At 46.0% G+C, this 13,933-nt stretch carries 17 protein-coding genes; 2 read left to right on the forward strand and 15 right to left on the reverse strand.

The window, feature by feature from the left end; all coding sequences use genetic code 11:
* Window positions 1-77: 77 nt before the first annotated feature.
* Both SPK40_RS05015 and SPK40_RS05020 read right to left on the reverse strand, forming a co-directional pair.
* Entirely contained in the window at window positions 78-395 is a 318-nt protein-coding gene (locus tag SPK40_RS05015; protein WP_330959627.1) for a hypothetical protein, read from the reverse strand.
* A 69-nt stretch (window positions 396-464) separates the two neighbouring features.
* Window positions 465-1,922, reverse strand: coding sequence for an aminotransferase-like domain-containing protein (locus tag SPK40_RS05020; RefSeq protein ID WP_330959628.1), 1,458 nt, complete (start codon window positions 1,920-1,922; stop codon window positions 465-467).
* Window positions 1,923-2,036: 114 nt separating this feature from the next.
* Here SPK40_RS05020 and SPK40_RS05025 point away from each other — a divergent pair, with 114 nt between their 5' ends.
* Window positions 2,037-2,813 carry an aldolase gene (locus tag SPK40_RS05025; protein ID WP_330959629.1) on the forward strand — a complete coding sequence of 259 codons (777 nt, stop codon included), beginning with the start codon at window positions 2,037-2,039 and terminating at the stop codon, window positions 2,811-2,813.
* A gap of 10 nt (window positions 2,814-2,823) precedes the next feature.
* Window positions 2,824-3,705 (forward strand): dihydrodipicolinate synthase family protein, encoded by an 882-nt coding sequence (locus SPK40_RS05030; protein WP_330959630.1) that lies wholly within the window; start codon window positions 2,824-2,826, stop codon window positions 3,703-3,705.
* A gap of 62 nt (window positions 3,706-3,767) precedes the next feature.
* Here SPK40_RS05030 and SPK40_RS05035 read toward each other — a convergent pair whose 3' ends face one another.
* The 13 genes from SPK40_RS05035 to SPK40_RS05095 form a co-directional block, all read right to left on the reverse strand.
* Window positions 3,768-4,583: a hypothetical protein gene (locus SPK40_RS05035; RefSeq protein ID WP_330959631.1), complete on the reverse strand. Its 816-nt coding sequence runs from the start codon at window positions 4,581-4,583 to the stop codon at window positions 3,768-3,770.
* A gap of 211 nt (window positions 4,584-4,794) precedes the next feature.
* A complete protein-coding gene (locus SPK40_RS05040; protein ID WP_330959632.1) occupies window positions 4,795-5,313 on the reverse strand; it encodes a GNAT family N-acetyltransferase in 519 nt (172 codons plus the stop codon).
* Window positions 5,314-5,376: 63 nt separating this feature from the next.
* Window positions 5,377-5,916 (reverse strand): GNAT family N-acetyltransferase, encoded by a 540-nt coding sequence (locus SPK40_RS05045; RefSeq protein ID WP_330959633.1) that lies wholly within the window; start codon window positions 5,914-5,916, stop codon window positions 5,377-5,379.
* Window positions 5,906-6,511, reverse strand: a complete 606-nt coding sequence (locus tag SPK40_RS05050) for a YdeI/OmpD-associated family protein (RefSeq protein ID WP_330959634.1) — start codon at window positions 6,509-6,511, stop codon at window positions 5,906-5,908. The genes SPK40_RS05045 and SPK40_RS05050 overlap by 11 nt, the downstream gene beginning before the upstream one ends.
* A gap of 45 nt (window positions 6,512-6,556) precedes the next feature.
* Entirely contained in the window at window positions 6,557-6,769 is a 213-nt protein-coding gene (locus tag SPK40_RS05055) for a DUF3565 domain-containing protein (RefSeq protein WP_248139864.1), read from the reverse strand.
* Window positions 6,770-6,854: 85 nt separating this feature from the next.
* Window positions 6,855-7,370: a hypothetical protein gene (locus SPK40_RS05060; RefSeq protein WP_248139862.1), complete on the reverse strand. Its 516-nt coding sequence runs from the start codon at window positions 7,368-7,370 to the stop codon at window positions 6,855-6,857.
* An 81-nt stretch (window positions 7,371-7,451) separates the two neighbouring features.
* Window positions 7,452-7,898, reverse strand: coding sequence for a GNAT family N-acetyltransferase (locus SPK40_RS05065; protein ID WP_330959635.1), 447 nt, complete (start codon window positions 7,896-7,898; stop codon window positions 7,452-7,454).
* A 136-nt stretch (window positions 7,899-8,034) separates the two neighbouring features.
* Window positions 8,035-9,822, reverse strand: coding sequence for a M28 family metallopeptidase (locus SPK40_RS05070; protein WP_330959636.1), 1,788 nt, complete (start codon window positions 9,820-9,822; stop codon window positions 8,035-8,037).
* Window positions 9,823-10,296: 474 nt separating this feature from the next.
* The gene (locus SPK40_RS05075; RefSeq protein WP_330959637.1) at window positions 10,297-10,992 is read right to left on the reverse strand and encodes a penicillin-insensitive murein endopeptidase; all 696 of its coding nucleotides are present in this window, start codon (window positions 10,990-10,992) and stop codon (window positions 10,297-10,299) included.
* Between the two features lie 160 nt (window positions 10,993-11,152).
* Window positions 11,153-11,398 carry a hypothetical protein gene (locus SPK40_RS05080; protein ID WP_248139855.1) on the reverse strand — a complete coding sequence of 82 codons (246 nt, stop codon included), beginning with the start codon at window positions 11,396-11,398 and terminating at the stop codon, window positions 11,153-11,155.
* 62 nt (window positions 11,399-11,460) lie between these two features.
* The gene (locus SPK40_RS05085) at window positions 11,461-12,453 is read right to left on the reverse strand and encodes a trypsin-like serine peptidase (RefSeq protein ID WP_330959638.1); all 993 of its coding nucleotides are present in this window, start codon (window positions 12,451-12,453) and stop codon (window positions 11,461-11,463) included.
* Window positions 12,454-12,970: 517 nt separating this feature from the next.
* Window positions 12,971-13,333, reverse strand: coding sequence for a GFA family protein (locus SPK40_RS05090; RefSeq protein ID WP_330959639.1), 363 nt, complete (start codon window positions 13,331-13,333; stop codon window positions 12,971-12,973).
* A gap of 270 nt (window positions 13,334-13,603) precedes the next feature.
* Window positions 13,604-13,822, reverse strand: coding sequence for a VF530 family DNA-binding protein (locus SPK40_RS05095; protein ID WP_248139849.1), 219 nt, complete (start codon window positions 13,820-13,822; stop codon window positions 13,604-13,606).
* Window positions 13,823-13,933 lie beyond the last annotated feature (111 nt).

A 13,933-nucleotide genomic window follows, 5' to 3' on the forward strand; every position in this document is an offset into this window, starting at 1 on the left:
ACATCGTTCGCAATATCATCCGCAGAAGCCGTTGTTCAGAGGAGCCTCTCTGTCACAATCGCTCGACTGGTTTCCATTCACATATCTCCTGCGAGTGATTCATAGTCAGGCAGTTCGGGGACTAGCATCTGATAGACGCCCAACTTTTCCATACAAAGAAACATCTGATACTTTTGATAGCTGTACTTTTTATTCGCATAGGCTTCATAACCGCAGACCTGCTTTGCCGCTTTCACTGCCAGCGGGTTTGCTAAATTCCCCGGTTCATCAACCCACATATAATGACCCTGATAGTTTGATAATAAAGCATCAGCCCCAGCCGTATGCGCACATCCAGTCAATATCATCAGAAACAGGCCCGGTATAACCGCACCTTTCAGATTGCGAAAAATCATGATTCTTTCCCTGAAAATTTTGATTCAAAACTTGAGATCACTCGGAGCCGTCACCTTTAAAAATCAACCTCACCTTAGCACTGAAGCCAATTGATTGACAGATTCCCGGATTTCATCTTCATTTAATGCACCAAAGCCAAAACGAATATAACTCAGTTCTCTTTTTTCACCCGCATCACATCGTTCGAAATGATATTGTTTCAGCTCTGATATATTGAACGATTGATCAGCAGTCAGTTTTGAAATATCTATCCATAAAGCCATTCCGCCCGCCGGTAAATCAAAACGGACTTGATCGCCAAACACCTGCTGAAACATCCGGGCTGCAAAGTTCCGCCTGCTTTCATAACATTTCCGGACTTTCCGGATATGCTTTTTCACCTCGCCCGCTTCCATCAGATCGGAGACCGCCAATTCTGTCAGTGTATTTCCCTGCCGGTCTATCAGCATCACTTCCTGAGCGGCTCTGTCAATCCACCTTTCATCCGCGACCAGATAGCCCAACCGAAGGCCGGGGGCGAACACTTTTGACATCGAACCAATGTGAATCACATTCTCTGAACCGGGTAAGCTGGCAAGCGGAGGAATCGGTCTGGATTCAAAATGAAACTCATGGTCATAGTCATCTTCAATCACAGCGAAGTGATGAATTTTAGACAATTTTAACAGCATCAGCCGTCGCTCCATCGACATCGTCACTGTTGTCGGATACTGATGATGGGGCGTGGTAAAAACACCTGCGACTTGATGGTGCTCAAGTATCCGCTTCAGCGCTGCTGTATCCAGACCATGTTTATCCAGTTTGCAACGGACGATCTGAAATCCATTCGATTCAAAAGCAGCCATTGCCGGCGGGTAGCACCTCTCCTCAAAAACCATGACACCATTTTCAGGATTCAAGAGCCTTGAGGAGAGATAAATGCCCATCTGGCTGCCACGGACAATGCAGACCTGGGCCATTGAAACCTTCATGTATCTGTCCATCGTCAGCATGTTCCGCACGGCACTGCGCAGCTCAGTGGTTCCGCGAGGATCACCGTACCCCAGCTTTGCCAGCCGACTCGCATGAATAATTGCTCGCCGGTAAGCCCGCGATAACACTTCATAAGGGATTAGCCGGTCATCCGGTATCCCGTCGTTCGCAACCGGTACTCCATATTCAGCTGTCATGGCTACCTCAGACATCGAGCGCATCAGCGCTGATGGCAACCGGGGTTGCGTTACGCCGTTCACCAATGCCAGATTTTCTGCCGATAAATCCTGCTCTGGTAATACACAGGCGACAAATGTGCCGCGCCTTGGTTTTGTCACCAGCCAACCTTGCGATTCCAGCTCTTCATAAACAAGCTGAACGGTTTTCCGGTTTACCCCCAGCTCCGCAGCCAGAGCCCGTGATCCCGGCATCATGGTATCGGGTTGTAATCTGCCTGCCTGAATGTCCCGCACCAGCTGATTTGTCAGCCTTCGGTGGAACGACTGTCCTTGGCTCTCTTCCAGCCAGTATTTCATCTGCCAGGGTCTTTGCATGTATTCCCCCCTCCATCTGGACCATTACATATTTTAAATCTGGATGTTATTTCTGGTCCAGATGACCGTTAGTATCCCGGGACAAATGACGTGATGCAACAAAAGGAGCCGATAATGAAAACTGCTACGCTTCCCAAGCAGGAACTCATGCGAACCGCACAGGAACGTATGACCGACCTGATTGAAGATGCCGCCCTCACTGAACGGCAAAAGCTCGCACTCACATGCCGCATTCTGTTTGATAAAGGTCATGACGCCGGTCTGGCCGGACAGATCACCTGCCGCCGGGAACCCTCCGAGACTTTTCTTACGCAGCGGTTTGGACTGGGATTTGATGAAATAACAGCTGAGAACCTGCTTGAGGTTGATCAGGACCTGATCCCGCTGGATGGTGAAGGCATGGCCAACCCGGCAAATCGATTTCATACCTGGATTTACAAAGAGCATCCGGACGTCAACTGCATTATCCATACACATCCGACACACGTCGCGGCTCTATCGATGCTGCGGATGCCCCTGACCATTGCTCAGATGGATACCTGTGGTTTGTATGAAGACTGTGCTTTTCTTAGCGACTGGCCGGGCGTGCCTGTCGGCAATGAAGAAGGCGTCATCATTTCCAAATCACTGGGCAAAAACCGCGCCGTATTACTGGCACACCACGGACAACTGGTTGTCGGTAAAACCATTGAAGAAGCCTGCAACCTGGCCATTCTGATTGAGCGCGCTGCACAGCTGCAGCTGCTCGCGATGTCTGCCGGGCAAATTCAGCCCTTGCCACAGTCCCTGGCGCGTGAAGCCCACGACTGGGTCTCCACGGATAAGCGAAACAAAGCCAATTTTGCTTACTACGTCCGACAAGCACTGAAAAATCACCCTGACTGTCTTTGAGGAAAATACGATGCAACTTTCCGGTATTATTGCTTACCCAATTACGCCCTTCAGTCATGACGGGGAAAAAATTCAATTTGATGTGCTTGGTCAAACACTGGAAAACCTGATCGATCAGGACTGCGATGCGATTGCGCCACTGGGCAGCACGGGCGAAAGCGCCTATCTCAGCCTGGAAGAATGGAAGCAGGTTGCTGAATACACAGTGAAAACGGTGAACCAACGGGTTCCGGTGATAATTGGTATTGGCGAGCTGACCACCAGCCAGGCCATCCTGAAAGCACGGTTTGCTGAATCCGTGGGGGCAGATGCCATCATGGTCATTCCCGTCTCTTACTGGAAGCTCTCGGATACAGAGATCTTTGACTATTATCAGGCGATCGCCGCAGCGACATCTCTCCCAATCATGGTCTATAACAATCCGGCCACCAGTGGCATTGATATGTCCCCTGAACTACTGATCAGGATGTTCCGAACGATTCCGAATGTTTCCATGGTGAAAGAAAGTTCAGGCGACATTCAGAGAATGCACCGGCTTTATGAACTGTCTTCTGGAGAGTTACCCTTTTACAACGGGAGTAATCCTTTAGCGCTTGAAGCCCTCTGTGCCGGAGCCAGTGGGTGGTGTACCGCTGCGCCTAATCTGCTGGGCAGACGACCCAAAACTCTGTTCCGGCTGGTTTCTTCAGGTGAGCTCGCAGCCGCACAGGACATTTTCTACCGGCAGTTGCCGCTTTTAAGATTGATGGTCACTGCAGGTATTCCGAAAGTGGTGAAAGCCGGACTGGTCATTCAAGGCTTGAATGCCGGCGTGCCAAGAAAACCACTTCAGGGCACAACAGCAGAAGAACAACTTGTCTTAAGGAACCTGTTGGCCAAATTCAACCGATAACCAAACAACATGACGAGCTTTACGCTCGTCATGTCATTGTTGTAGGTTGCACCTTTTACACATCAAACTGACATCACAATCAAATCTTCAGGTAAATATTTTAATTTCACGGTGTCCCCTTCGATTTCAACCACGTTATCTAAACCGGTCATTTTACCTTCAGACACCACAAAAACGCGCTCTTCTCTCAGAGACTCCAGATACTCACGAAATTCTGCCAAATGATTGGGGTGTGCAATATCCGGATCGCGGCTGTATTTATCAAGCCGTCGCCAGAGTTTAGGGAAAATGGGTTTCATCGTTGAAAGCGACGATTCACCAGAGTAAACCGCCCCTTTATTGGTCATATCATCAGCCCAGATATTCTGGCGAGTCGCTCGGGTTTCAACGACCGCCTGTGCTAACGCGATCCGCAAATCGTCAAACAGCGTATCGTAAAATAAAGGATATGCATGGCCTCGGGTAATCTGTTGATAATTCACACTCTCTTTCATGCGATCAACGTTTAAATACACCTGAGAACCGTCGGGTTCAACTGGGTCACCCAGATACACAAACGCAATGGGGCGTCCGTTCGGGCCAATCTGATTGGTTAAAATATACCCTCGTGCAGTCCCGACACCTTCAGGCACACCACATAATTCAAGATTGCTGACTGTCGCATTCGATGAAAAAGGTGTGGCCGCCTTTGATTCCATCGTATCAATTCCCTCAAACCGCAACTGAATCGTCCCGGTGCTGGTACTGATTCTGGGTGGTCTGCCCCGACGTTTGAGTTGGAACAAGTGAGTCGGATCATCCGGCCGAAAACGGATTGAATCCCCGTCCGGTCTGCCAGCTTGCGGAACAAATTCACCTTTAATCACTGTAAAAGACATACGATTTCTCCTTACCGCTTTAACAGTTGAAGTGTTCGGATGCAGCTATTTCCAAATAAAACTAGCCCTGATTTCAGGGAAAGGAACCGGCAGACAAGGGAAAATAAGGTACGTTGATCACATCTCTGAAGAATAATACCCGGCTGTTGTTCTCAGACCCAATGAACAACCAGCCGGGTATCGTCTGAAAGCTTTCATGGCAGGCAACGACTCAGCAGTCACAGGTGACCCAATAACGGGCGATCGGTTCGGGAAACACTTTTCCCTTCACCACATTTTCAAATATTCCCCCGTTATTTTCGATCACCTTCCGGGATGCAATATTATCTTCATCCGCAGTGATCAGTGCGTTCCGGATACCCAATTCGCTGGCTTTGGGCAACACCAGTTTCAACATCTTTTTTCCATAACCCCGACCACGATAAGACGGTGCAACATCGAAACCAATATGTCCGCCCTCCAGAGCCAGAAAATCATTCTCGATGTGATGACGCACCCGGATTGCTCCCAGAATCACTGTGTTCTCAATCAGCCAGAAATGGCTGCACGGGACATAACCTTCTGGCAGGTTGATGCCTTTTTCCTCATCTCGTAATTGCTGAACATAAGCCGAGAAGTTTTCTGTCCCTTGCTGATAAAAACCGGCATTTTCAGGATCGTGATTCACAAAGTCGTGATAGAAGTCGGCAAATGCCGCTTCTAAATCAGACGAGAGCAAAACTAATTCCATGCTTAACCTTTATATTCCCTTTGTTCAAAATGACATCTTTCGATAAATACCAGAAAGTTACGCTTAGACATGAAATAATATGAAATACATAAGCAAGTCCACATCTGTCTCTGTTGAAAGTGTATAACGCTCTCCGACAATACTCTGCACTGCAGACTTCCAGAATGTCAGTGCGGGTGTGTTTTCAAGTAACACGCGAATTTGCCATTGTCCGGGATGGCGATTGACAATACATTGCAATGCTTGCCTGCCGACACCTTGCCCTTTGAACTTTCGGAGAACAAAAAACTGTTCAACATCGTACACAGACTGAGTACCGGGGTATAAACGCACCAGCGCAAAACCTGCTAGTTCATCCCCGTGAAAAATAAAGTAGGGAAAATGGTCTTTCCTTTCCCAATACTTGTGCAGGCTCAGCGCATTAAACGGATATACACCGTCGTCATTCGGGTTCCACTTCAAAAAAGCTGACAGTTCATAAAGATAATACTGAAAAAGGTTTTCGAGTGTTGGACGCTCCCGGATTGTAATATCTCTGAGCGTGACCTTTATTTCTTGTTTATTCATCAAGCTAGATTCACCAAAAGACTGATTACCTGTCATTCAGGCCCTTCCCATCCAAAATCTGAGGAATACATTGTTCAACTCTGGAGGAACGGGTCCGGGATTGTTTGGCGCCGGAAAAATGTAAAAGATAAGCTCTCTGCCGACCCGGCGTCAGAGCTTCAAACGCTTGCTTCAGCTCGGGCATTTCCTCGAGTTTTGTCTGAAACTCCTCGGGCACCTCAAAAGCCTCAGTCGTCTTAAAGTCAAACTGAACCCCTGATTTTTCAATATCAATGGCCTGACTGATATAGCGGCTGAGTGTATCCGTATGCCGTTTGACCTCATCCAGACCAGTAAACCGCGCCCTCCGGGCTAACTGTGTGTTCTCACCCGGCGCTTCCAGAATTTCAGCAGAATCATCCAGTAATGCCCCTTTCAAAAAGAGCACACAAAAAGATGCCTTAAATCCCTGCAAGATAACAATATTATTCCCCTGACAGGTATAACAGGGCTTCCCCCACTTCAGGGTTTCCGTCAACTCGCAATCCAGGGCGATCTTTCTCACCAGAAGAATTTCATCCTGCCACTGGCTGGTATTTTGGATATAGCCGTCCACTTTCGGGTGAGTCTGCCCCTTATGATGTTTGTTCATCAGTGCTTCCTTTTCTGAAAATAAACGATAGTCCTTCGTCTGAAGTCAGACGGGTTTGATATCAGCCGGTTCGCCCAGATCGCATTTCTTACAATTCAAAAGGAATCCCAGCTTCTCCTTCCGGCGCGCTGCCGTTGTGACCCAGGGCCGACATATAAACGGCGGACGATGTCTGACATGCTGAAAATGGCCACAGCCAAGTTCCGCAACCCAGTCTCCCTCTTCATCCTGATGATAGCCCACAATCGGTTGTTTCAAATGTCATTCCTTTTGAGATGCACGGCGAATACAAGGTTTTCGGCTGTTTTTGATGTACGGTACATGAGCATTCACAGTGAGCGCTTTAAATCCTTTTCCGCATCTTATCCAGCAACGCTAAACAGCCTTGCATGAGCAAGACTTCCATTTCCCGGTCGCTGAATAACGGCCGAATCCCAAAAAATCCGCGGAAGGTGAAAAACTTTTTAACAAAAGCAGACCATGGCACGGTTTGAGAAACCTCGAATGTTTCTTTCGTTTGTTTCGACCGGGCATAACATAACCGGGAAACCAGTTTGATCTTGGGTCTGTAAAACACAGAGAAAAAAAGTCCTTCCCCGGACCAGATATCGATGAAATTCCCATTCTGTAATTTCACAATGACAACATCCAGAATCAGATCGTTTTTTTGAAATTGTGTATCGGATGTAGCGCGCTGAAGACAAAAGATCTCCTCCAGCTTCACTTGCATCTCGTCTTCCATCTGATAATCCGTAACGTTCAACCATCGCTCGAATTTATTGATGTTCCCATTCGGTGCGACCGCGAGTGTACCCAGGTAAACCGCGGGCTTTTCTTTCTGAAAGAGCGTTGAAAACACAATCTGTCCTTTTCAAACTTTCGACACAATTTCACCAGATATGACGACAGGAATAGCGGTCATGAGATGGCCTGAATCTCACTATCTCACTTTCCATTCATACAAAATATCCGGCATGCCCTCTTCATTTTCACTATCACCGCCTATTGCAACGAAACCATGTCTTTCATAAAAGTTTCGGGCATTGACGTTCACCTCGAATGTCCGCAATTTTAAGGAACCCTTGGCATTTTTCTTCGCGAGATTGAGCAGTTGACGCCCGATACCAAGAGACTGGCTATCCGGATGTACATATAATTGACTGATTTCCTGATCATTTGCAGCCATAAACGCGACGGGAATTCGTGATTTTTCATTACGTGCAACATAAAGAACATAAGTCTTTGCCAGAATTTCTTTCAGGAAATATGCCTGAGACTCAAAAGAATGAAGTGGCGGAATACCTGTCGCACGCTGCATCGACATACGCCATAATTCAGTCACAGCAATAACATCACCGGCTTCTAATTCATCAATTGTGATATTCACGTTTTACTTCCGATATGATCCAGAACTCATCCCTGCTTTTAAGATAAATCATAATTGAATCACCCCACTGAAAAAAGAAAAAAGCCACGCATCGATCTGCGTGGCTTTTGTGACGTCATGAACAAACATCAAATGATTATTGACGGTCCTGATCAAAGTCTCCGTGGAAGTGGCCGTGGTCAGAATGACTTTCCGCCGCTTTCAGCTTCTCACCAATACGCAGTTTCTGTACTGGCTCAGAGACACCTTGCATACGCGTCATTGATTTCGCAGCCGGCTCTTCTTTTGGCGGGAACAGCGGCTTACTGAATGCGTAATAAGTCGTGACATAAGCCAGCGCCTGAGTATTGGTATACAGAGCTTCCTGACTAATGTTATTCAGATCATCACAAGCCTGGTGATAGCACTTGTCATAAGCAACGTCGATCTCACCACCAAATTTCTCAACTTCCTCTGCAGTCTTCACTTTCTCAGCACCAGTGAACAGACCACCGAATGCAACCCCCCAATCCGCAAAACCTGCATAGTCAGAGCGTTTGGAAAGTGCTTGCGGAATGGTTGATTCAGACTTGGCGCCGAAGAACTGATTGAAAATAGACTCGATATCCGATGTACCATAAGGCGGTTTGAAATCACCGGTATAGGCATTATCCGGGCTGTCTTTCGTATCAGACAAGTCACCATCCATCACACCATAGATATAGTTTGGCGAACCGATCATGTCGAAGTTCAGATACAGTTTCACTTTATTCAGTTTGCTGTAACGCGCTTCAACCATCTCAATCTGTTCTTCTGTCAGCTGACTCGGATCTTCCAGTCCGAGCTCTTCCAGAATTTCTTTCTGTGCCTGATCGTAAATCGGTGCGAACAGTTCGTTTGTGTAGTATTCAGAACCAACCAGACCCGCTTCTTCTGCAGCCCACCAGGCAAAACGAACCTTGTTCTTCACAGGTGCTTTCGTTTCAGCCAGCGTCACCGCATATTCCAGCAGACCCGCAGTACCTGAACCATTGTCGTTAATCCCCGGGCCTTCAGGAACAGAGTCCAAATGCGCTCCCAGCATCACAACCTGATTCGGATTTCCGCGCTTGGTTTCAGCAATGACGTTTTGCGTGACAACCATTTCATCCTTCACATTGACGGACAGTGCAACAGGTACCGCTTGCGTAACACTTAAATCAAACCACTGCTTACCCAGGTCATACCGCGCACCATATGCAGGAATTACGGCAGCTGTATCACTACCCAGAGTGCCGTTGACGACAGCCTTACGGCCTTCGCTGTTCCCCTGGTTGAAGACAATCACTGCTTTCGCACCAGCATTCTGGGCGTTGACAACCTTATCGCTGAAAGAACAGCCACCGCGCTGAATCACCGCCACTTTTCCGACCACATCTTTACCGGCAAAATCTGTCGCTTCACAGCCATCCGTGTCATCGTAATCAGGTGAACCAAAGTTGAAATCTGGCGTCACAAAAACAATAGGTCCAGTCAGCTCGCCATTCGAATTACCGGAGTAAGACATCACCGCATAATCCGGTTCTACACCTTCCCCGGCTTCACGAGTGCTGATCAAATCAACACCATTAACATTTAGCTTCGTGCCGTTTAATTCTTCCCATGCACGGAAATCAAATTCCTGAGTAGAAACACGATAGCCATGCTCTTTCATGACATCGATAATGTAATCCACCGAGTACTGGTAGCCATCGGTTCCCGCTGCACGTGTCACTGAATTGCCGTCTGTCGTTTTCGAAGCACGAGCTTCAAGTTCTTCCAGATGTTCAACGACAGCGTCACGTTCAATCTCGCTGCTCACATATGCTGCAGCGCTCGTTGGATCTTTCCAGTAGCAACCGGTAAGCATCGTTGCACTAATCACTGTCGCGAGCAGTGTCTTTGTTGTTGTCATGCATACTTGCATTTGTGACTCCTTGTTTTTAGCCAACAATTAAGAAGCGATTTAACGCACACATTGTTGACTAAACACAAGGTTAAAAAAATGTTAAATCAAATGACTTAGCAAATAAAGGAATCAATATCAAACTAAATGCGCAAAATTATGCAACAATGAACATAAAACCGACACGTAATCACACTTCGTGCAAATATTCTTAAGGTATTGTCTTATTGATAAAAATATACACTAAAGGTGGGTTTGAGATCGTCACAGTGATCGCCAATTATTACACGCCCGCACAAGCAAAACGTTTGAACAAAAGGCATCACTGCCTGAGCGATTCTGATGGCTCAGTTGATTGAGACGCCATCGATCCCATCAGGGCTGTTGATACTCAGCAAAAACATTGGCGTTTTCCGGAAAAAACGCATAGAAAGGGAAATACGAAAGGTTTCGTTGAACGCTTCATGAATAGTGATGAGCAGCTTTCCGCAAAGGTTATGCCTTATTTTTGTTGGCAGGTATTTCATCGCATGGTATTTCAAAATCAACATGATAATGATCATCATGCCTGACCCATGAACGTCGTTTTGAAAACTGAATATGCTTTTTCAAGTAATCACCATACTTAGTCTGAAACAAGTATGGTTGCAGATCAGGATCGAAAATCACCCGCCAAAGATCATATCCTCTTTTGATGGCTTCCTGATGTAACTCAATAAGATGGGCACCCATCGCCTCATAATCGATGGTCAGTGTTTGATAATGCCCCTGAAGGTCGAATTCAATATGATATCCGAATTTATTCAACGGATGAGTTGGCAAATGTACCGACTGCCCTTTCTGATTGACAACCGGCGTCATAAAGTCAACAGACAGACCATTTCGGTGAGTTTTGTGCGGATAAAATTTCCCGCCAGATTTGAAACCTGTCTCAGCATATTTAAAGACCTTGCCGGGAGCCTTTTTCTCCAGACCTGAATACGCATCCAGAATGATACTGTAAACTTCTGAATGAACATAAGTCCGCCCCAGCAACCTGGCAATATCACTATATCCAACAAAGTTTGGCCCTTCCGCCGGTAACTGCTTGCCATTTTCCAAATGACCGTTCGACGTTGTTCCAAAACACACACTTTCTGCAGCAGAAGCACCAAAAGAAAAACAGCACAGTAACGCAATTATTTTTTTCATGACCATTTATATCAAACGTATTTCCAGCCATGGGGCCACTGAAGCCCCGCAAAAATATCATTTCACTTAATGCGGCTGAGCATCTCAGAATCGTAATTTTTTCAGCAAATAACCGGATAACAATATGGCTGATTCATCCAGTCCGTCAACAGGCGACTCTTTACTTACGGGGAATTTGCTGCAAACTATCTATCGTCTCCTGTGATGCCGTCAGCCATATCTGCACCGGGAACGATTCCAGAACAGTCACATCCTTCACCAGGCCATTTTTCTCAAACACCTCCACCTGTGCCAACACAGGATCATTCGCCTCTGCACTTCCCAAAATCATGACTCGCTTCCACGAGTCTGTCGCCGTACATGCCTGCAGCAGCATCAGAAATATTATCGCAACGTATCTCATCATGTTTCCTCATGAAAGAGGCCCAACATCGTTGAGCCTCCCTCGTTTTATGATTTATGGGTTGATTAAGGATTCTTCGCGATCCAATCTTTGAGCGTGTTATAGACGGTGCTTGTAATTTGAGTACCACAGTTTCTTGTTGAAGAACCTGTCGTATGCACACCCCTGACATAATTGTTGCTATCTTTAATGCCACTACCGCTCTGACCACCAGCCGTATCAAGCGTATAGCAAACACGACGGGAAGAAATAGCATCGGTTGAACCGGAATCTGTCCACATCGTGCCAAAAGGCTTATCACCCGGATAACCGGTTACGCTGTGCGTACCACCAGAATAGGTTCCCCAGCCCGAATTACCGCCGTTAGGCTCACTGTTCAGTACAATGATGGCGTAATCATAGTTTGTATCGCCATTATTGTGCCATGCCGTCGTTGTGACCGCATTTTTCCAGGTTGCAGTTCCCCAAGGCTTATAGGAGCCATTTTGACCTGCAGTGAAATTCAGCGATTTATACCAGGTTCCTGAACCATTCGAGACACAATGGCCTGCGGTTAAAACATGTTTTTTGGTGATTAAAGTTCCCGTACAGCCAACATCAATCCGGCCATTATAGGAGTGGGGTGCCGATGTCGTGTTTGTCACCCGAACCCGATTGTCCGCCCCAATTACTTTCAGTGTTGAGAAAGTATCATCGGGCAGAACAGGCTTCGTCGGCTCATGCGGCTCTGTCGTAAAGATGCTGGCATCTAATCCTTGTGCTTGCATCGTTTTGACTGCGCTTTCTAAAAGTGCCAGAGTTTCTTCCGATATCTCTGCTTTGTATTGGGTACCATCTGCTGAAACCGCAACTGCACTCATGGCAGCAGCTTTCTCTGCGATCGAATATTCACGCGGCTGGAAGTATGCTTCTGCAGCGGGTACCTGGACGACATTCTCACCCTCAATAAAGGTTGCTTTTTCATCCATCTCAACAAAGTGAGTAAGTTCATTTGCATTTGCATTTGCACCGGAAATACAGATTCCTGCTAATGCAAGTACGATCAGTTTCCTGTTCATTCTTTTATCCTGTTATTTAAAATAATAAAACCATTCAATTCCATGAATGATGCGAAATCATTTTCAAGCCAACTGTTTTCGCAGGTTTAAATATAGAACAGAAGAACTCACCGTCCACAAACCAATTTTGAATCCACTCAATTTAAAACATTTCATTTCAATCAAACCAATTTTCACAATAAAACAATATGTAATTATCTAACTTTCAGTTAATAATTTCACAACATCATGAAAAATGACAGCATCATTAATAACAGCGAACCCGGATTTAAGAACAATACATAATGACAACATTACCTGTAGTTAAAATAATAAAAATATAAATTCACAAGCAATAATTACACTTTGTTACAATGTTTATGCATCCCCCAGAGATGAATCAATACCTCGGGGGAAGCACTGTCATTTCAAATTATTTTCACATGATTCAGAAGAAAAGAACCCACGGTATGACTGTGTTTTCTGTACGCAACCATCAAGAAAAGCATTCATCCGTTGGTTCATCAGCCCTTCTCAGTTATTCATCCAGGAATTTCCAGCTATCTGCGCCATCAAAATGACGTACATGCACAGACGATGTCACTGCCATTGGAAACATATGATAATTCACTGCGACCCGATCACTTTGAGCTTTCGGTGTTGATGTGTAATGCGTCATGCAGCCACAGTTTTGACAGCGGTGGAACGAAATGTAGCGGTCCCCGTGTTCATAACTTTCAAGACCAGATTTGCCAACAGTGATTTCAACTTCTGACTCTGTAAAATAACCCCATAATGCAGCATATCGACGACAAACAGAGCAATTACAGCGTGTCGCTGTTTTCGTTAAATGACTAATTTTTAATTGTACATTGCCGCAATGGCATTCTCCGGTATACATCGTTGAAACTCCTTTTCACTTCAGACGCGATGTTGATATCGCATGGCTTAGTCACCATACCTTCAACAACTTCAGAAAAATATGCCTGAATAACACTTTCTAAAACAGGAACTCAAAAATATGGGACAACAAAAGGCATCATTCATCGTCAAAACAAGATTTGCTCCGAAACTACGTCCGGAGCAATATTCCAGTTCCCATCAGAAGAACATCAGCAACCGTGACAAATCGTAATACTCATCGCCGATAGCATGATGCTATTTCATTTCCTTAATGAAATGTATTGATGTACAAGGTCTCGACCTTGTCTCTTGCCCATTGGGTTTTGCGCAGGAACTTCAGCGATGACTTGATGGAAGGATCGTTATAAAAACAGTTGATGTTGATTTTGTCATATAACCCATCCCAACCGTAATGTTCGACCAAACGGGTTAGCACCTTCTCAAGTGTTAATCCATGTAAAGGGTTATTGGGTTGCTGTTGGCTCATTGAGTCATTTCCAGGCTAGTTTCAGATGCCTTCCCCGTGTTCAGAGTTGGCTGCAGGACCAGAATTCTACCAGAGAACGTCAACTTGCCTAGTCTGACGATGAATGAGTTC

Origin of the sequence: Photobacterium sp. 53610, from assembly GCF_036409375.1 — a bacterium.
Lineage (GTDB): Bacteria > Pseudomonadota > Gammaproteobacteria > Enterobacterales > Vibrionaceae > Photobacterium.

Coding starts and splice junctions, on each gene's coding strand:
- SPK40_RS05015 (WP_330959627.1), bottom strand. CDS start 395: ATGATTTTTCGCAATCTGAAAGGTGCGGTTATACCGGGCCTGTTTCTG.
- SPK40_RS05045 (WP_330959633.1), bottom strand. CDS start 5,916: ATGACAGGTAATCAGTCTTTTGGTGAATCTAGCTTGATGAATAAACAA.
- SPK40_RS05095 (WP_248139849.1), bottom strand. CDS start 13,822: ATGAGCCAACAGCAACCCAATAACCCTTTACATGGATTAACACTTGAG.
- SPK40_RS05075 (WP_330959637.1), bottom strand. CDS start 10,992: ATGAAAAAAATAATTGCGTTACTGTGCTGTTTTTCTTTTGGTGCTTCT.
- SPK40_RS05025 (WP_330959629.1), top strand. CDS start 2,037: ATGAAAACTGCTACGCTTCCCAAGCAGGAACTCATGCGAACCGCACAG.
- SPK40_RS05040 (WP_330959632.1), bottom strand. CDS start 5,313: ATGGAATTAGTTTTGCTCTCGTCTGATTTAGAAGCGGCATTTGCCGAC.
- SPK40_RS05070 (WP_330959636.1), bottom strand. CDS start 9,822: ATGCAAGTATGCATGACAACAACAAAGACACTGCTCGCGACAGTGATT.
- SPK40_RS05080 (WP_248139855.1), bottom strand. CDS start 11,398: ATGATGAGATACGTTGCGATAATATTTCTGATGCTGCTGCAGGCATGT.
- SPK40_RS05050 (WP_330959634.1), bottom strand. CDS start 6,511: ATGAACAAACATCATAAGGGGCAGACTCACCCGAAAGTGGACGGCTAT.
- SPK40_RS05085 (WP_330959638.1), bottom strand. CDS start 12,453: ATGAACAGGAAACTGATCGTACTTGCATTAGCAGGAATCTGTATTTCC.
- SPK40_RS05035 (WP_330959631.1), bottom strand. CDS start 4,583: ATGTCTTTTACAGTGATTAAAGGTGAATTTGTTCCGCAAGCTGGCAGA.
- SPK40_RS05030 (WP_330959630.1), top strand. CDS start 2,824: ATGCAACTTTCCGGTATTATTGCTTACCCAATTACGCCCTTCAGTCAT.
- SPK40_RS05090 (WP_330959639.1), bottom strand. CDS start 13,333: ATGTATACCGGAGAATGCCATTGCGGCAATGTACAATTAAAAATTAGT.
- SPK40_RS05020 (WP_330959628.1), bottom strand. CDS start 1,922: ATGCAAAGACCCTGGCAGATGAAATACTGGCTGGAAGAGAGCCAAGGA.